20 protein-coding genes and 1 pseudogene are annotated in these 17,976 nt (G+C 32.9%); 10 read left to right on the top strand and 11 right to left on the bottom strand.

What is annotated here, in order from left to right; translation table 11 throughout:
• Positions 1–11 precede the first annotated feature (11 nt).
• From ACTG3Y_RS03095 to ACTG3Y_RS03075, 5 genes are read left to right on the top strand one after another with little or no spacing between them, the layout of a single operon-like run.
• A complete protein-coding gene (locus tag ACTG3Y_RS03095; protein WP_439151460.1) occupies positions 12–539 on the top strand; it encodes a PsbP-related protein in 528 nt (175 codons plus the stop codon).
• Positions 540–1,322, top strand: coding sequence for an SDR family oxidoreductase (locus tag ACTG3Y_RS03090; RefSeq protein ID WP_439151459.1), 783 nt, complete (start codon positions 540–542; stop codon positions 1,320–1,322).
• 32 nt (positions 1,323–1,354) lie between these two features.
• Positions 1,355–1,891 carry a 3-hydroxyanthranilate 3,4-dioxygenase gene (locus ACTG3Y_RS03085; RefSeq protein ID WP_439151458.1) on the top strand — a complete coding sequence of 179 codons (537 nt, stop codon included), beginning with the start codon at positions 1,355–1,357 and terminating at the stop codon, positions 1,889–1,891.
• Positions 1,884–2,969, top strand: a complete 1,086-nt coding sequence (locus tag ACTG3Y_RS03080; protein WP_439151457.1) for an amidohydrolase family protein — start codon at positions 1,884–1,886, stop codon at positions 2,967–2,969. The genes ACTG3Y_RS03085 and ACTG3Y_RS03080 overlap by 8 nt, the downstream gene beginning before the upstream one ends.
• Positions 2,969–3,610, top strand: coding sequence for an O-methyltransferase (locus ACTG3Y_RS03075; protein WP_439151456.1), 642 nt, complete (start codon positions 2,969–2,971; stop codon positions 3,608–3,610). Before ACTG3Y_RS03080 ends, ACTG3Y_RS03075 begins: the two co-directional genes overlap by 1 nt.
• A 23-nt stretch (positions 3,611–3,633) precedes the next feature.
• Here ACTG3Y_RS03075 and ACTG3Y_RS03070 read toward each other — a convergent pair.
• From ACTG3Y_RS03070 to ACTG3Y_RS03035, 8 genes and pseudogenes are all read right to left on the bottom strand, one after another.
• Positions 3,634–3,897 (bottom strand): annotated as a pseudogene (locus ACTG3Y_RS03070) (response regulator); the annotation flags it as partial.
• A 12-nt stretch (positions 3,898–3,909) separates the two neighbouring features.
• Complete coding sequence (locus tag ACTG3Y_RS03065) at positions 3,910–5,295, bottom strand: hybrid sensor histidine kinase/response regulator (protein WP_439151455.1); 1,386 nt, start codon at positions 5,293–5,295, stop codon at positions 3,910–3,912.
• 19 nt (positions 5,296–5,314) lie between these two features.
• Positions 5,315–5,902, bottom strand: a complete 588-nt coding sequence (locus ACTG3Y_RS03060; protein ID WP_439151454.1) for a hypothetical protein — start codon at positions 5,900–5,902, stop codon at positions 5,315–5,317.
• Positions 5,903–6,034: 132 nt separating this feature from the next.
• Positions 6,035–6,325, bottom strand: a complete 291-nt coding sequence (locus ACTG3Y_RS03055; RefSeq protein WP_439151453.1) for a Sec-independent protein translocase subunit TatA/TatB — start codon at positions 6,323–6,325, stop codon at positions 6,035–6,037.
• A 79-nt stretch (positions 6,326–6,404) separates the two neighbouring features.
• The gene (locus tag ACTG3Y_RS03050) at positions 6,405–8,702 is read right to left on the bottom strand and encodes a M1 family metallopeptidase (RefSeq protein WP_439151452.1); all 2,298 of its coding nucleotides are present in this window, start codon (positions 8,700–8,702) and stop codon (positions 6,405–6,407) included.
• Positions 8,703–8,765: 63 nt separating this feature from the next.
• Positions 8,766–9,272, bottom strand: a complete 507-nt coding sequence (locus tag ACTG3Y_RS03045) for a DUF6702 family protein (protein WP_439151451.1) — start codon at positions 9,270–9,272, stop codon at positions 8,766–8,768.
• A gap of 47 nt (positions 9,273–9,319) precedes the next feature.
• Positions 9,320–10,117, bottom strand: coding sequence for a hypothetical protein (locus ACTG3Y_RS03040; RefSeq protein WP_439151450.1), 798 nt, complete (start codon positions 10,115–10,117; stop codon positions 9,320–9,322).
• Positions 10,104–10,922, bottom strand: a complete 819-nt coding sequence (locus ACTG3Y_RS03035) for a carboxypeptidase-like regulatory domain-containing protein (RefSeq protein WP_439151449.1) — start codon at positions 10,920–10,922, stop codon at positions 10,104–10,106. The genes ACTG3Y_RS03040 and ACTG3Y_RS03035 overlap by 14 nt, the downstream gene beginning before the upstream one ends.
• A 151-nt stretch (positions 10,923–11,073) precedes the next feature.
• On the opposite strand from ACTG3Y_RS03035, the gene pepE reads away from it, so the two are divergent.
• Positions 11,074–11,781: a dipeptidase PepE gene (pepE, locus tag ACTG3Y_RS03030; RefSeq protein ID WP_439151448.1), complete on the top strand. Its 708-nt coding sequence runs from the start codon at positions 11,074–11,076 to the stop codon at positions 11,779–11,781.
• A gap of 1 nt (position 11,782) precedes the next feature.
• Here pepE and ACTG3Y_RS03025 read toward each other — a convergent pair whose 3' ends face one another.
• Positions 11,783–12,208 (bottom strand): GNAT family N-acetyltransferase, encoded by a 426-nt coding sequence (locus ACTG3Y_RS03025; protein WP_439151447.1) that lies wholly within the window; start codon positions 12,206–12,208, stop codon positions 11,783–11,785.
• Positions 12,209–12,323: 115 nt separating this feature from the next.
• Here ACTG3Y_RS03025 and ACTG3Y_RS03020 point away from each other — a divergent pair, with 115 nt between their 5' ends.
• On the top strand, positions 12,324–13,091 hold the full coding sequence (locus ACTG3Y_RS03020) for a M48 family metalloprotease (protein ID WP_439151446.1): 768 nt from the start codon (positions 12,324–12,326) through the stop codon (positions 13,089–13,091).
• A gap of 45 nt (positions 13,092–13,136) precedes the next feature.
• On the opposite strand, the gene ACTG3Y_RS03015 is transcribed toward ACTG3Y_RS03020, so the two are convergent.
• The gene (locus ACTG3Y_RS03015; protein WP_439151445.1) at positions 13,137–13,532 is read right to left on the bottom strand and encodes an ankyrin repeat domain-containing protein; all 396 of its coding nucleotides are present in this window, start codon (positions 13,530–13,532) and stop codon (positions 13,137–13,139) included.
• Positions 13,533–13,793: 261 nt separating this feature from the next.
• Here ACTG3Y_RS03015 and gpmI point away from each other — a divergent pair, with 261 nt between their 5' ends.
• Complete coding sequence (gpmI, locus tag ACTG3Y_RS03010) at positions 13,794–15,311, top strand: 2,3-bisphosphoglycerate-independent phosphoglycerate mutase (RefSeq protein WP_439151444.1); 1,518 nt, start codon at positions 13,794–13,796, stop codon at positions 15,309–15,311.
• Between the two features lie 43 nt (positions 15,312–15,354).
• Complete coding sequence (locus ACTG3Y_RS03005; RefSeq protein WP_439151443.1) at positions 15,355–15,765, top strand: BT0820 family HAD-type phosphatase; 411 nt, start codon at positions 15,355–15,357, stop codon at positions 15,763–15,765.
• Here ACTG3Y_RS03005 and ACTG3Y_RS03000 read toward each other — a convergent pair whose 3' ends face one another.
• Positions 15,766–17,031: an acetyl-CoA hydrolase/transferase family protein gene (locus tag ACTG3Y_RS03000; protein ID WP_439151442.1), complete on the bottom strand. Its 1,266-nt coding sequence runs from the start codon at positions 17,029–17,031 to the stop codon at positions 15,766–15,768.
• A gap of 125 nt (positions 17,032–17,156) precedes the next feature.
• Here ACTG3Y_RS03000 and map point away from each other — a divergent pair, with 125 nt between their 5' ends.
• Complete coding sequence (gene map, locus ACTG3Y_RS02995; protein ID WP_439151441.1) at positions 17,157–17,975, top strand: type I methionyl aminopeptidase; 819 nt, start codon at positions 17,157–17,159, stop codon at positions 17,973–17,975.
• Position 17,976 lies beyond the last annotated feature (1 nt).

Raw genomic sequence — 17,976 nt, 5'->3', positions numbered from 1 at the left:
TAATTAAAACTATGAAATTTAAAATCACATTCTTATTACTTTTTATTTTCGGCTTTACACTACAAGCTCAAGATAATTGGAACACCTTAGCAAAAGATAATTATTCTATTAACTATCCGTCAGATTGGTCCGAGAGTGATCAAAAACCACAACCTTCTGTCCAATTTTTGTTGACCACTGCAGAAAGTTCCTTAAAGGAGGATAATTTTAGAGAGAGTATAAATATGGTAACTGAGTCATTACAAGGTCAAATTTTTACACCAGAATCTTATGCAAAGCTCTCAATAGATCAGATCAAACTACAAATTCCAGATGCAAAAATTATTTCTAACAAAAATGTAGATTTAGGAGATGAAAAAGCACGAGAAGTTATTTGGTCTAATGACTTCGGAAATGGAACGATTTTACAATTTAAGCAAGTATTTGTGCTAAAAAACAACACCGCTTATGTATTAACCTACTCCGCTACAGAACAGGAGTATAACGACTATTTAGAGGTTGCGGATAAAATTATATATAGTTTTAAATTGATTAAGTAAATGAACTTAAATTTAAATAATAAATACGCTTTAGTATGCGGTAGCACTTCAGGAATTGGTAAAGCAACGGCTTTAGCGTTAGCCGAGGAAGGAACAATAGTCACTTTAATTGCAAGAAATGAAGAAAAGCTGAAAGCTACACTTGCTGAATTGCCTCAGCACCGTAATCACGATTATATTGTTGCTGATTTTTCCAATCCAACAGAATTAAAAGAAAAGGTTGAAAACTATATAAAAACACATCATGGATTCCATGTATTAGTAAATAACACTGGTGGACCAGCTGGTGGACCGGTGTTTTCTGCTAAAATAGAAGAATTTGAAAATGCGTTTACACAACACTTAAAATGCAATCATGTGTTAGCTCAAACCGTTGTTCCTTTTATGAAAGATGAAGGATATGGACGAATAATTAATGTGATTTCGACATCGGTAAAACAACCTTTGGATGGACTTGGTGTTAGTAATACTATTCGTGGAGCTGTAGCTAACTGGAGTAAGACTCTAGCTAATGAACTAGGTCAATTCGATATCACCGTGAATAATGTTTTACCAGGAGCCACAGGTACCGAAAGGCTAACAGAAATTATAAAGAATAAATCTGCAAAGACTGGTAAAACTGAAGTAGAAGCATCAAATACAATGAAATTTGCCGTACCGGCTAAACGGTTTGCCAAACCAGAAGAATTAGCTGATGCCATCACTTTTTTAGCAAGTGAACGTGCTAGCTATATCAATGGAATAAACTTACCAGTAGATGGCGGTAGAACAAAAAGTTTGTAACTTTAAGGAATTACCTATTTAAATTTAAAACTATGAGTAAAATATATCCTCCAATAAATTTTAAGGCTTGGATTGAAGAAAACAGACATCTATTAAAGCCGCCTGTCGGTAATAAAGTGGTATGGAAAGATGGAGACTTTATAATCATGGTCGTTGGTGGCCCTAATAGCCGAAAAGATTATCATTATAACGAAACACCAGAATTTTTCTATCAAGTAGAAGGTGATATTACTTTAAAAATAATTGATAAAGGCACACCAAAAAACATTCATATTAAAGAAGGAGATATTTTTCTATTGCCTCCAAAAGTGCCGCATTCTCCACAGCGTGGTGCAAATACGGTTGGTTTGGTTATTGAATATCCAAGGGAAAAAGGTGTAAAAGATGCACTAATTTGGTTTTGTGAAAATTGTACTACCAAATTATACGAAGAAGATTTCACACTAGATAATATTGAAACTGACATGCCAGCCATCTTTGATAAATATTATGGTGACAAAGAGAAACGTAGTTGTCCTAACTGTGGTGAAGTAATGCAACCACCTAAGAAAGTACAAGTGAATGAGTAAACGCAAACTTAGAATTAACGGTCACTCACATCTTCTTCCTTATCCAGAAGAAATACCTGAATTCATGAAAGATAAAGGTATATTTTGGGTAGATAAGGACAGGAAATACATGCTTCAAAAAGACTGGAACAGGCCTATAACGGACTCTAGTTTTTTCTTAAATGAAAAGTTAGCTTGGATGGAGCATTTTAAAATCGACCATGCCGTGGTTTTAAATCTTTCTCAGCTATATGGTAATGGGTTGCGTTTAGAAGAAATGAAGCAAGCTTTAAGATTTCAAAATGATTTTAATGCAAGAATACAGCATGAAAATCCAAGTAAATTTACTTGTGGATTTGTAGTGCATCCTGGATTTGTAAGAGGTGCCTGTTGGGAAATTGAGCGCTGTGTTGAAGAATTAGGTCTACAATTACTGTGCCTACCAACACATTACATGGATACAATTGGTACTTGGCGATGTATTTTTGATGAAGAGAATGAACCTATTTTTGAATTAGCAGATAAGTATAATTTAGCTGTAGAAGTTCACCCTTATGATGGAGAAAAATTCATAAAATTAGAAAATACATCCTGGAGATTTCATCTCATCTGGATGTTAGCCCAATGTGCAGACGCCTATCATTTCCTAACCTTAAATGGTTATTATGAAAAATACAAAAATATGCGTGTATGTTTCGCTCATGGAGGGCAACTCGCCCAAATAAACTTAGGAAGACGTATCCAAGGTTTCGATGGCCGACCAGATTTATTTAAAGGTAAAAGCCACCCAAGAAAAGCCGTTGGACATAAGAATATTTTCTTTGATACCCTAGTGCATGATACTGGCGGATTGCAATTGTTAATTCAAAATCAAGGCTCTAAACAAGTTTTAATGGGTCTCGATGATCCTTATCCTTTAGGAGAGATGGAAAGTATAAAACAATCGTCCTATCCCGGGAAAATATTAGATTTAGCAGTAGATCGTCATATAATTACCGAACCAGAACGCAACGCTATTTGGGAAGATAATGTTATTCAATGGCTTTGTGGAGACAATGCAGATTCGAAAGATAAGTTGATTAAACGAATATTATCATAGTGTATTTCTTACCAGAAGATTTAGACTCCTATATTGTTAAACATTCTGAGCAAGAACCAGAGTTGTTGCAACAATTAACTAGAGAAACTTATCAGAAAATATTACAGCCCATTATGCTTAGCGGTCCTTATCAAGGACGTGTATTAAGCATGATTTCTAAACTTATTAACCCTGTATCAATTTTAGAATTAGGCACCTTTACAGGTTATTCTACACTTTGCTTAGCTGAAGGACTAGAACAAAATGGCAAAATTCATACCATAGATATTAATGAGGAATTAGTAGATTTTCAAAGGAAGTATTTTGATAAATCTGGATTTGGCAATCAAATAGTTCAGCATACAGGCAATGCTATTGATATTATACCAAAATTAGATGATATGTTTGACCTAGTATTTATAGATGCAGATAAACCAAACTACAGTAATTACTTTCATTTAATTATCGATAAAATACAACCAGGTGGTGTTATACTATCAGATAATGTATTATGGCATGGTAAGGTTGTAAAACCCATCAGTAAAAAAGATCATTCTACACAAGCTGTTGTAAATTACAATACGCTTCTTAAAAATGATAAACGTATTGAAACAGTTCTACTTCCTATAAGAGATGGGTTAACCATTAGCCGAAAAAAGTAATTATATCCTTATGCTTTTTTGAATTATGATACTTTCTCTAAGAGACTTTCCTGAATTTTTGTATTTATCATTTGGAAAAACTCGTAGTTATCAAATGGTTTTGTAATCACGCCATTATAACCAATAGATAAGTATTCACTCTTAACTTCTTCAATATCTGCTGGAGTTAAAGCAATAATAGGAATCGTTGGATTAAACTTTCTAATTTCTTTAGTAGCCTCATTTCCATTCATGGTTGGCATATTAATGTCCATTAATATTAAATCAAAATGATTAACGTTTAAAGCATCTAAAGCTTCTTATCCGTTTTGAACAATCTGACATTCGAAATTCTTTTTATTCAATAAATTTTTAGTTACTATTTGGTTAATCTTATTATCCTCAGCAACTAAGATTTTATATCCAGTATTTAACGATACTATATTTTTCTTGCTTCTTTTTTCAATAGATTCTTTTATAGCTTCATTATCAATACTTAAGGTAATATTAAAGCTAAAGATACTGCCCTTACCTAATTCACTTTCCAATTCTAGATTACCATCAAAAAGTTCTACTAAGTTCTTAACAATAGCTAATCCTAAACCAGTTCCTTGATAGTTTATATTAGTGTTTTCGTGTAATTGAGAGAAGTTCTCAAAGATTTTTTTGTGCTGTTCTTTATCTATACCAGAACCGTTATCTTCAACTTCAAATCGTAACAAAACTTTATCATCAGTACTATTTACTTTAAAGACTCTTACACATATTTTTCCATTTTCGGTAAACTTCACACTATTACCAATTAAATTAATAAGTATTTGAGATAATCTCACATTATCACACTTAATAAATTGAGGAATAGTATCATCTATTGTAACTTGTATTTGGTTATTGTTTTCTACTAATCCATTTTGAAAAGAATTGATAATATTATCTATTAAGGTTCTCAGATTTACCGAGACATTTTTAAGCTCTACCTTTTCAGATTCCATTTTACCAATCTGTAAAATATCATTAACTAAATTAAGAAGATAATCACCAGAATATTTAAGTGACTTTAAATATTTTGTATCAGTCGCTGATAAGTCTTTACTATTTAATAATAATGAGGTTAAACCTACAACTCCGTAGAGTGGCGTTCTTAACTCGTGTGTGACATTAGAAATAAATTTTGTCTTTAACTCTGATGACTTCTCAGCTTCGTTTTTAGAAATTTCCAATTGCTTATTTCTAACTTTAAGAATATTACTTAATTTTTGCTTAGATTTAAAATTCTTATAGATGACTAGAAAAGAAACCATTAGAATAATAATAACGAAAATAAAACCAATATTTAAAAGTTTTATTCTTTTAGAAATCTTTTCTTGTACTAACTTTTCTTGTATCGCAGATGCAGCTTCTTGTTTATAATTTGCAATTAACAGTTTAGATTCTGCAATTTGTTCTTGTTTAATTTTTTCTGCATTAAAAAACTGTTCTCTCGCTTCATTGTGTGACATTAAAGCTGAATAAGCTTCGTCAGTTTTATCTAAGGCAGCATAGGATGTCGACAATTTCTTATATACCTTACTGAGGAGTAAATTACATTTAACCGCATTGATTTCTGAACCACATTCTTTCAACAATCGACTAGTGTCAATAAATTTATTGTTTGCTAAATTATAAGATTCCTTTTTAACAAAATACAACCCAAATGTATAACTCAAATATTCGTTTAAATAATAGTTAGGACCAGAACATATTTTCGATATTATTTTGTGCTTTTAAAAGATATGTCAGTGCCTCGTTTAATTGCTTTGTTTCAATATAAACATCTGCCAGGCTTAATCTAACATCAAATAAAACTTGATTACTTTTATCAATATTATTCTGATCACTTACATCATCCTTTAATGCGAATTTTAGTGCCTTTTTATAATAAGGAATAACTTCTTCAATAGTCTTTTCATTCCTATACATTTTTCCAAGACTCAAATAGGAGTTAGCAATTAGATAATTATCATCTATTGCAATAGCCTTTTGAAGCATATCGATATAGCTTTCCTCTGCATTATTACAATCTTGCATGTGCGTATAGATTTTACCAAGATTAAAATTAGCTACTGAGCTTCCATAATTATCTTTAATGGAGTCAGAAAGTCTGGATGACTCATTATAAAAATTGAAAGCATTCACTATATCGTCATTTTGATAATGACGCAGTGCAATTGAATTTATACTGTCAATACGGTTAATGATATCCCTTTCAGTTTGACTGTAAGAGTAACTTAAAAATAGACAGAAGTAAATAAGTAGGTAGTTATTTAGCTTCATTTTAGGATGATTTGGTTCTACTAAGGTAGCGTAGTAATAATTCTACTAAATAACACTTAGGCGAAATGCTAAATAACTAAGATTAAAGGTCAATCATTCGATTAAATACATAAAAGCTAGACTATTAACTATTTATAGCTTTCTTTTAACAGAACCTGTAAAATCTTCTAGGTCATCTTTTATGGTATTCAACTCTTCTTGGATGTCCTCTGCAACATCTGTATCTATGACATTGCTTTCTTTAGCACTTTTAGTGACTTCGTGCTTTATATCATTGGTAGCGTCTCTTAGTTGACGCATACCTTTACCTAGACCACGAGCTATTTCGGGAATTTTATCTGCACCAAAAACCATTACTACTATAAATAGTATAAATATGAGTTCGGTTCCTCCGATAAACAATAATGTTATTTGTTGTATCACACTGCAAATATAGAGCGACTTTATATAATAAAAAAAGCCGACTCGTTAAAGTCGGCATAATTTTATTAAATAATTCTATTTAGTTTTTGACTTTGTTTTTAAACTTGTCGAATTCACTCTCTTTTACTTCCCTAGGCCACGTATTATTAGAGGTGTCAATATCTGCTGTTTCCAAATCTGGGTCTACAGTAATTGCAACTATTTCTTTGTCACTAGCAATTGCTCTGCTCGCTTCCTGATCATTAAGTCTCCAGATTTGTGCAGGATATGTCACTTTTTCTTTAGTACCATCTGCATATTCATACTGAACAATTAGCGGCATAACAAGTCCACCTGGCTTATTAAACGTCACTTGGTAGAAATACTTAGGTGCTTTTTTCATTTCCTTTTGCTCTTCTGGAGTAAAATTGTCCATTATGTATTCTTTTACAGTAGGAATATTATCCATTGAAGTTGAACTTTCCATTGCTTCATCATAACCTTCTTCTCCTTCTTTTACAAAGTACACCAAACTATTAGGATCCATTCTATAGCGTTCTGCTAATTTCTTTCCATTTTCGTTAGGATTTCCTGTAACTACATACTTCTTAACTTCTTTAACACCTATATCGGTATAATCAGTTGTGTAAAACCATCCTCTCCAAAACCAGTCTAAATCTACAGCCGACGCATCTTCCATAGTTCTGAAGAAGTCTTCTGGAGTTGGGTGTTTAAATTTCCAACGATTTGCATATTCTCTAAAAGAATAATCGAATAAATCACGACCCATTATTGTTTCTCTCAATATATTTAATCCTGTTGCTGGTTTACTGTAAGCATTACTACCAAATTGATATGTATTTAAACCTTTGGTCATAATTGGTGCAATATAATCTTGATCACCACCCATATACCTTACAATGTTTTTTGCAGGTCCTCTACGTGATGGATATTTATCTTGTCCTGGCGATAATGCAGCAGGATACCACTCACCAAAATCTTGTTCAGCTACATACTGTACAAAAGTATTTAGACCTTCGTCCATCCAAGTCCACTGACGCTCATCACTATTAACTATCATAGGGAAAAAATTGTGTCCTACCTCATGTATAATAACACTGATCATTCCAAATTTAGTTCTATCAGAATAATTACCATCTTTATCAGGTCTTCCGAAATTATAACAAATCATAGGATACTCCATTCCCATAGGTGCATGAACAGAAATTGCTTTATGATATGGGTAATCAAACGTCATTCGAGAATATGACTTTAAAGTACTTGCAACAGCTTTTGTAGACCATTGCTCCCAAAGCGGATTTCCTTCTTTAGAATATAAAGAAACCGCCATTACATCTCTATTACCTAATTTTACAGCCATCATATCCCATAAAAACTTTCGCGATGTTGCAAAACCGAAATCACGCACCATTTGTGCTGATAACTTCCAGGTTTTCTTATCCTTACTTTTGGTCTTTTCAGTTTTCTCTGCCTCTTCTTGAGTCACAATCATTACAGGTTCATCGTAAGATTTCTTTGCCTGCTTAAATCGTTTCAACATATCTTTAGTAAATACTTCTTCTCTATTGACTAAATAACCTGTCCCGTCTAAGATATGATCTGCTGGAACTGTAATATTTACATCAAAATCTCCAAATGGAAGCGCAAATTCATCACGTCCCCAAAATTGAGAATTCTGCCAACCTTCTACGTCATTATAAACAGCCATGCGTGGGTAGAACTGTGCCATTACATAAATTCTATTATCATTTTCTGGAAAATACTCAAAACCAGAACGACCACCATCCTTAACGTGATCATTAATATTGTACCACCACTTTATTTTGAATGAAAACTTATCTCCAGTCTTCATTGGTTTTGGTAACTCTACGCGCATCATTGTGCGGTTAATTGTATGAGGTAAGTCGTTGTTATTAATATCCTTAACATGCTCGATATTAAAACCTCCGTCGAATCTTTCTTTTAAATAAGATCTTACGGCTCTAGATGACGTTGTTGCTGGTCCTATACCAGAACTGTTAATTAGTGGAGATTTAGAATCTTTGGCACGCATGTTCTGATCTAATTGCACCCATAAATATTTTAATTCGTCGGGTGAATTGTTTGTGTAAGTAATTGTTTCATCACCATATAGACGAGCATTGTCATCATCAATTTCAATATCCATTTTATAATCCGCTTGCTGCTGATAGTATGCTGGACCAGGAGCTCCAGAACCTGTTCTAAACATATTAGGTGTGGCAAACTCGTCATACAACTGCTTAAATTTGTTTTCGTTAGTATGACCAGGTTTACGCTCTGGTTTAATTTCATTTTGAGCAAATGCACTTACTGAAATCATAAGAAAAGCGCATAAAGAATACTTAAGAATTTTCATATTGAATTTATGTTATTAAAAATGATGCCTAAAATAGGAATTTAGTCGCGTTTTGACAGTTTTTTAATCAAAGTTTAACACGCATTTATCTTTATCTGGAAGAAGTAAAAAGCTTTTATTTTTACCAAGCATTTTTATTCTAACAATATTTTGCTGTTCAGAAAATACATCGAATAGTACTTTATTTGTCACTTCTATTGATTTAATTTTTCTAACTTTTTCAACCTCTAAATAACAGTAAGTGATATCATCCTTATACTCTTTGCCAATAAAAGTAAAATTTACAGGTTTGCCGTTTATCATTAATTTGATTTTATCCTCAAGATATCTACTCATGTAATCATCTACCATTTTATCTTCATTTGGTATATCTAAAGTGATGCTCTCATCGTATCGCTGACGTAATAACTTTTCAAAATCGTTTATAAATATTTGACTTATGATTTGTATCGATTTTTGCTTCTTGGCATACTCTACAGTGGTTACACTAACATAATATTCATGCTTTTCGCTACTTGAGATTAAAGTCGCAAAAACAAGTAATATTAATATATACTTGATATTTTTCATGGGGTAAATTCTAATTTATCTTATTTATTCCAAAAAGTATTCCAAAATTAATCTTTGGTTTTTGTTTCTCTGTTTTCGTTATAAGCCACAAGTTTAGCTTGAAGATATTCTAACGATTTAAGGTCATTATTCTCATTACATAGTGAAATGAATGAATGGTCTTCCATACAGAACAAAAAGTATTCATTTCTTAAATTTTCGGATAAAGTATCTTCGTTAAATAACGTTTCTTCAAACTCCCTTCTTAATCTAGTTATACATTTGTCTCTACTATCTAATTCTACAATAGCTTTTAGCTTTTTAGTACGACCACTTATTTTATTTAAAAGTTTATGCAGGTTTACACCTCCGCCTAAACCTATATAACCCATTGGCCCAGCATCTGCATCATGCAATTTACGCTCATTTTGAGTTAATGGTTTTCCTTTATAGCCTGGAATGCCTAAATCGTAAAAATTTATCTCTGGTTTAGAATCAGAATTTTCTAAATCTGATTGAAGACTGCCTGTTAAAATTGTACCAACTATAACTTCATCTAATTCATTTATCTTTTCTTCTAAAGCAACACTAAAAGTTCCAAGTTCTACCATTTCTGCAGTAATAATAACTTCCTTTACCTTGTATATAAGTCCTGAAATAAATATAGTATCATTGGCTTTTGCCGGAATTACAAACTTTCCGTCTTCATCTGAGATATCGTATTTCGAAGCTGATTTATTAAGTATATGAATACCTTCAACCTCATCATCGCCAATAATCTGACCATCTAAGTCTTTTCGCTGAGCGGTAAGCATTAGTGTTATAAATACCGTGGATAACGTACTTAATATTCTAATTTTTCTCACCAGTATCTTTTAGGAAAGATTTACTTAATTCTGTAATACGCTCTAGGAATTGAAGTTCTTTATCTTTTTCAAGTAATTCCTCATCTACACCTTCTTTTTCGACATAATCTAGAAAAGCCTCCACCTGGTTTAGAGGAATATCGAAATTGACATGAATATAATTGATACTATATTTGTCTAAGGCCTCTTTAAAGGGTGTTTTTTTAAGTGCTTTTTCTTTCTCTGATAGAGGGTTTTCGCTATCTATATCTGCAACCTGACTCACCAAGAAACTCGCCAAATTAACTAGATTTAGCATGTTCTCAACACTAGGATTATACTCACTAACGGCTAGATTATTTGCTCTTGTTTTATAGTCTGCAGAAAACTCAAAATCTGCTATATGATCTAAACCAAAATAAACATCATCTAAACTTACATTATAAGTTCTAACATTTTCTAAATCTGCATTTAGATTTCCGGTAAGGTCAAAAGGTAAAAGAACCACCTCATCTAATTTATTCACCTCTTCCACTAAAATTACTGTAAGACGTTTAGATTTTAATATATCTTCAGTTATGGACACTTTAAAGTCTTTAAATTGTAATGCTCCAAATTCTATTACGTCATTTAAAGCAACTTTTATTGAAAAATATCCATATTCATCTGTAACTGTACCTTTATTAGATGATGTATTATATACTGTAACACCTTCCTTATCTTCGGTAGATACCACAATTTTACCATTAATGGAACTCCGTTCTATATCCTGGCAAAACACTGCAATTGTAAAAAGACTAAATATTATGAGTAATGTTTTTTTCATTTGCTTTTTTTAAGTTTAATAAAGTTCGGTTTTATTATTTAATTCTCATAAAAAATCACTGGTAAATGTTTGTTAAATCGTGTTATATCTATAATTACAATTAAATTTTATAAATGCCATTAGAACTTTTACCTTTACAAAAATTCGAATTTTGAAATCTATACTTATAGCAAGTACATCAACAATTCATGGTAGTGGATATTTAGAATATTTATTAGATGAACTCAAAGATCATTTTAATTCCGTAAAGGAAATTCTATTTATTCCATATGCAAGACCAGGTGGAATTTCTCATAACGATTACACCGAAATAGCAGCCAAAGCATTTATTAAGATTGGCAAATCTGTTGTTGGTCTTCATGAATATAATGATGCAAAAAAAGCCATTGCGAATGCTGAAGGTATATTTGTCGGCGGCGGTAATACTTTTGTTTTGGTGGCTCAACTATATAAAAATGAAGTTTTAGTTGCTATTAAAAATGCTGTAAACTCAGGTACTCCTTATCTAGGTACAAGTGCAGGTAGCAACATTTGTGGTTTAACTATTAATACCACCAATGATATGCCAATAGTATATCCACCTAGTTTTAAAACATTGGGTTTAGTTCCTTTTAATATAAATCCACATTATTTAGACCCTAATCCAGATAGTAAGCATATGGGTGAAACAAGAGAAACACGAATTAAAGAATTTCACGCCTTTAACACACAGCCTGTTATAGGTATAAGAGAAGGCAGTTGGATTAGCGTTTCTGATGACTCAATTTCATTAAAAGGAACGCTTGATGCCAGAATCTTCGAGCACAACAAATCTCCTTACGAGATAAGTACTAATACTGATTTGAGCTTTTTAAAATAGATTAAATATTTTTATAGAAGTGATAACCCCAAATCTCGTAACCTTCGTTGTAATAAAACTTATGTGAAGGATAATTTTGAACATAAGTATTTAATTCCGTGGATTGACATCCTTTGACTTTCACATATGTCTGTATCCAGTCCATAAATTCTTTTCCTAAGCCTTTATTTCTGTATTCTGGCATTATATAGACGTGATCAAGTTCAACGGATTTACCTGCATAATGCCTTGTACAATACCATAAACCCGAGATCCCTATTAATTTGCCATTTACATAAACACCTGCACATTCATAATTTTGAGTAATCATCTCATTAAACCGAGATGTTAAATTTTCTATAGAAATTTTAGCTTCATCAAGCTCATAAACCAAAGCAATTACAAGGTCTAAATCTTCTTTAGGAGTAATTTTGAACTGATAATTCATAACAAATATTTAATCTCATAAAAGTAAAGCTTTAAAATCTTGAGCACAAAACCGATGACTTTTTTAAAATTTTTGTGTCAAACTTTTGTAAATTGAAAGCATTAACGCCACCACTATGAGAAGAGGTAATTTTAAAGTTAGAATTTTTATTTTTGTCCTAATCGCCGGATTTGCATATTTAAGAAAGTGCAGTCAGGAAGAAATAAATCCTTACACAGGTAAAAAACAAGCCATTTCATTATCACCAAAAGAAGAAATAGCTATTGGGCTGCAAAGCGCAGCTGGTATGGCACAACAACATGGCGGACTGCATCCAAATAACAATTATCAGGCCTTGGTAGACAATATCGGCAGCAAGCTTGTTAATAATAGTGTAGCTAAAAAAACTCCTTATAAATATGATTTTCATCTCCTTGCGAATGAACGTACAATCAATGCCTTCGCATTACCTGGTGGACAAATTTTTATTACCTACGCCTTATTTTCTCAACTTAAAAACGAAGATCAACTAGCTGGTGTATTGGGTCATGAAATAGGTCATGTGCTAGGTAAACATTCTAATGAGCGTATCACTAACGCCAACTTCTGGAAAGTTTTTGCAATGGGCAGCTCTGCCATTGATATGGGAGGAGTAGCGCAACAATTTGGACAGGGACAACTTCTAAAAAATGGAAGAGGTGATGAATTAGAAAGTGATGAATTAGGTGTTTATTTTATGCTGGAAGCAGGCTATAATCCTGAAGAAATGATTGGAGTTATGGAGATTTTAAAAGCTGCCGCAGGACCAAATAGAGTACCTGAATTTCAAAGTACCCATCCAGATCCTGAAAACCGCATAGAGAAGATTAGAGAAGCTATACGTAAATACAAAAATGCGTCTTAAAAAAGACGCATTTTCTAACTAACTAACTCAAATAATTGTCTTTAACTAGACATTCTTGTTTTTAAATCTTTTCAAAAACTGTGCCGCTTCTTTGGCATTTGCTTTTTTTGCGTGCCCTAATGCTGTATAGCCTAAGTCACAAGTTGCATGGATTTTGGATCCTGCTGTAATGAGTATCTTAATAATCTCCACGCGATTATATTTTGCGGCATAGTGAATTGGTAACATGGCATTAGATTTAATATCTAAATCTGCTCCACCTTTTATAAGTCGATTAACCTCTTTAATATCTCCTGTCGCTACGGCTTTACATAATGGATTAACTTCTAAAACACTTGCATAAATTTCAGATACATCCGAATTTAACACGTTATTTGTTGCATTTAAATTACTAAAACTAAAGCCAATTGCTAAGGCTAAAACTACTACTGATTTTTTCATGATGAAAGTTTCTTAAATTAATTGATTGTTTTTTGATTATATCAAATAGACGACATTAGATTGAAACTGTTACATCTAAAAATGCGATATAACAAACATTTAACGATTTGAAAACAAAAGTGTTAATAGTATCCAAAAAACGGATTGTTCATTAATCTAAAGTTTAACTAAGCATAAAAAACTGATAACCTTTTATTTTTTTATTTTGAAATTTAATTTTATGATCTAAATAGTATATTTGAAATTGATAAGAAAAAAGACATGAATAAAAAAGTCATTTTAATGATTTTAGATGGTTGGGGAAAATCACCAGACCCTAAAGTCTCTGCTATAGATAATGCACAAACTCCTTTTATAGATTCGCTATATAATAAATATGCCAACGCAAGCTTAAGAACAGATGGGCTTCATGTAGGTTTACCTGAAGGGCAAATGGGCAATAGTGAAGTTGGCCATATGAACTTAGGTGCAGGACGGATTGTTTACCAGGATTTGGTAAAAATTAATCTTGCTGTTGATAATAATACCCTTCAAAAAGAACAAGTATTAGTTGATGCTTTTAATTATGCAAAAACTAATAATAAAAAAGTTCATCTTTTAGGACTCGTGAGTGATGGTGGCGTGCACTCTCACATAAACCACCTTTTTGGATTGTTAAATGCCGCTAATGACTTCGGATTAAAAGATGTTTTTGTGCACGCATTTACGGATGGTAGAGACGTAGATCCTAAGTCTGGCTATGGTTTTATTTCAGAATTAGAAGACCACTTAAATAAAACAACAGGAAAGTTAGCCACAGTAACTGGTAGATATTATGCCATGGATAGAGATAAACGCTGGGAACGCGTTAAGCTTGCATATGATGCTATTGTTGGAGGAAAAGGCACGCAGACTCAAAATGTATTAAAAACAATACAAGAAAGTTACGAAGAAAATATAACGGATGAATTTATAAAACCACTCGTAGTTACAGACAGCAACAATTCGCCAATTGCAACAATTCAGGATGATGATATTGTTATATTCTTTAATTTTAGAACTGATCGTGGACGCCAATTGACACAAGCACTATCGCAAATGCATTTCCATGAATACAACATGCATAAACTAAATCTTTATTACGTTACGCTGACGAATTACGATGATAGTTTTAAAGGCATCAACGTTGTATTTAATAAAGACAACCTTTCAGAAACACTAGGGGAAGTCTTAGAAAAGCATCACAAAAAACAAATACGAATTGCAGAAACTGAAAAGTATCCTCATGTTACTTTTTTCTTTTCAGGAGGACAAGAACTACCATTTAAAGGCGAAACAAGAATATTAAGAAATTCTCCTAAAGTAGCAACCTACGATCTAAAACCAGAAATGAGCGCTTACGAATTGCGAGATGCATTGGTACCAGAGTTGAATAAAGGAGATGTAGATTTTGTATGTTTAAATTTTGCTAATGGAGATATGGTAGGACATACAGGGGTAATGGAAGCGGCAATTAAAGCTTGTGAAGCCGTTGATGAATGTGTAAAAGATGTCGTTACAACAGCATTAGATAATGATTATACAACAATCCTAATTGCAGATCATGGCAATTGTGAAACCATGATAAATCCTGACGGTACACCTAATACAGCACATACCACCAATCCAGTACCAATTATACTTATAGATAAAGATCTCAACAAAATTGACAATGGTATTTTAGGGGATATTGCACCAACTATTTTAAAATTAATGGGAATACCAAAACCCGACGCTATGACGCAACACAGCCTTGTATAAAGGCCTTATTATTGTACCTTTGTTATAGAATTGAATTACTCATATGAATTTTCAGGATAGATTAATAATTGCGGTAGATTTTGATGGCACCATCGTTGAAGATGCCTATCCAAAAATTGGAAAAACTCGAATATTTGCTTTTGAAACTTTAAAACGACTCCAAAAAGATGGTCATCGACTTATTTTATGGACATACAGAAGTGGCACCAAATTACAGGAGGCTGTTGATTTTTGCAAAAACAATGGCATTGACTTTTATGCAGTAAACGCAAGTTTCCCCGAAGAAAAATTTGACTACAGTCGAAGCCGAAAAATTCACGCAGATCTTTTTATTGATGATCGTAACATAGGAGGAATTCTCGGTTGGGGAGAAATCTACCAGATGATTACCAATGAAACTCCAAATATTAAAGGTGCAAAACGAAAAGGTGGTTTATTTAGTTGGTTTAAATAACTACATCAATTCGTAATAAGCCTTATCTATTGATTCTCTATGGTCCGGATGTGCGATATTTACGAGTGCTTTAACTCGGTCCTTAATCGTTTTTCCATATAAATTGGCAACACCGTATTCAGTTACGATATAATGAATATGAGCTCTTGTGGTTACAACACCAGCTCCTTGTTTTAGGGCAGGAACAATTCTACTCACTCCTCGTTTTGTTATAGATGGTAAAGCTATGATTGCTTTTCCTCCATCACTAAGTGATGCTCCTCTGATAAAGTCCATTTGTCCACCAACACCAGAGTACATTTTAGAACCTATTGAATCTGCACAAACCTGACCTGTAACATCAACCTCAATAGCCGAGTTGATAGCGACCATTTTAGGGTTTTCTTTGATTATAGAAACATCGTTTACATAATCGGATGAGCGCATTTCCACATAAGGATTATCATCGACATAATCGTAAAGGCGCTGAGATCCCATTAAAAAGGTTGCCATTGCTCTCCCTGGATTAACACCTTTATAGTTACCATTTATCACATCTTTTAGGATTAAATCAATAACACCATCAGAAAACATTTCAGTATGTAAACCTAAATCTTTATGATTATGTAATCTAGATAAGACCGCATTTGGAATATTACCAATACCCATTTGTAAGGTACTTCTATCTTCTATTAACTCAGCAACATAATCACCAATCTTAGTTTCAGTTTCTGTAGGAATGGTGTTAGGATGCGTGGGTAAAGGTTCATCGCATTCTACAAAAGCATCTATTTCGGTTACATGAATAATTCCATCTCCAAAAGTTCTTGGCATTTGTTTATTTACCTGAGCAATAACGTGATCTGCATTATCTATTGCAGCTAAAGTTGCTTCCACAGAAACGCCTAAAGAACAATAACCATGTATATCTGGCACAGACACGTGTATTAAAGCAACTTTTACATCTACAATATTACGTTTAAATAAAAGTGGAACTTCACTTAAAAATACTGGAGTATAAGAACCATTACCTGCTTTTAATGTATGTCTTACATTTTTACCTATGAAAAAAGAATTTACATGAAAACTATCTGCGTATTTAGGATCTGCATATGGAGCATCTCCTTCCGTGTGTAATTGGCAAATTTCTACATTCCGTAATTCTTCGTGTCTATCGGTAAGTGCTTTTATAAGAACATTAGGAACAGCCGCTGCTGCATGAAGATATATTTTGTCGTTAGATTTTACAATTTTTAAGGCCTCCTCGGCACTAACTGTTTTATACATTGAAATTAATTTTTAGAGTGCAAACTTACCTTAGAAAATAAAGAAAAAAACTGTCTTTTATCATGTTTTTGTTATTATTTTAAAATTGCTTTAATTAGCTATCTTTGTGGCTCAATTAGAGAACAATGATAATAGTAAAAACCAGAGAAGAAATAGAATTAATGCGTCAAAGTGCACTTGTTGTATCTAAGACTTTAGGAATGCTCGCCAAAGAAATTAAAGAAGGTGTTACTACCAATTATTTAGATACAATTGCCGAAGAATTTATAAGAGATCATGGCGCTTTGCCAGGATTTAAAGGTTTATATGATTGTCCTTCAACATTGCTTTGTAGTGTCAATGAAGCTGTTGTACACGGATTACCAACTGACACTCCATTAAAAGATGGAGATATTGTTTCGATAGATTGCGGCGCCTTAATGAATGATTTTTATGGTGACCATGCCTATACTTTTGAAGTTGGAAATGTAGCGGAAGACACTAAAAAGTTAATACAAATCACTAAGGAATCGCTTTATGTTGGTATTGATAAGTTACGTAAAGGAAATCGTGTTGGAGATGTAGGTTATGCCATACAACAGCATTGTGAAGGTCATGGCTATGGAGTCGTTCGCGAATTAGTTGGACATGGAATTGGAAGAAAAATGCATGAGGGTCCTGAGATGCCAAATTATGGAAGACGAGGACGAGGTAAAAAATTTATTGAAGGCATGGTGGTTGCTATAGAACCAATGATAAATATGGGCACACACAAAGTAAAACAACTAAAGGACGGCTGGACAATTGTTACTCAAGATGGTAAACCTAGTGTTCATTTTGAACATGATGTGGCTATAGTTGATGGACAACCAGAAATACTTTCTACTTTCGCATACGTGCATGAAGCTTTAGGAATTACATCTACTGAAGAAGACCAATTTAGAAAAGAAGCATTTGTGCTTTAGT

Origin of the sequence: Winogradskyella sp. (assembly GCF_965656915.1) — a bacterium.
Lineage (GTDB): Bacteria > Bacteroidota > Bacteroidia > Flavobacteriales > Flavobacteriaceae > Winogradskyella.
The sequence above is the reverse complement of the archived record's forward strand: the minus strand, read 5'-3'. Positions and strand labels throughout refer to the sequence as shown.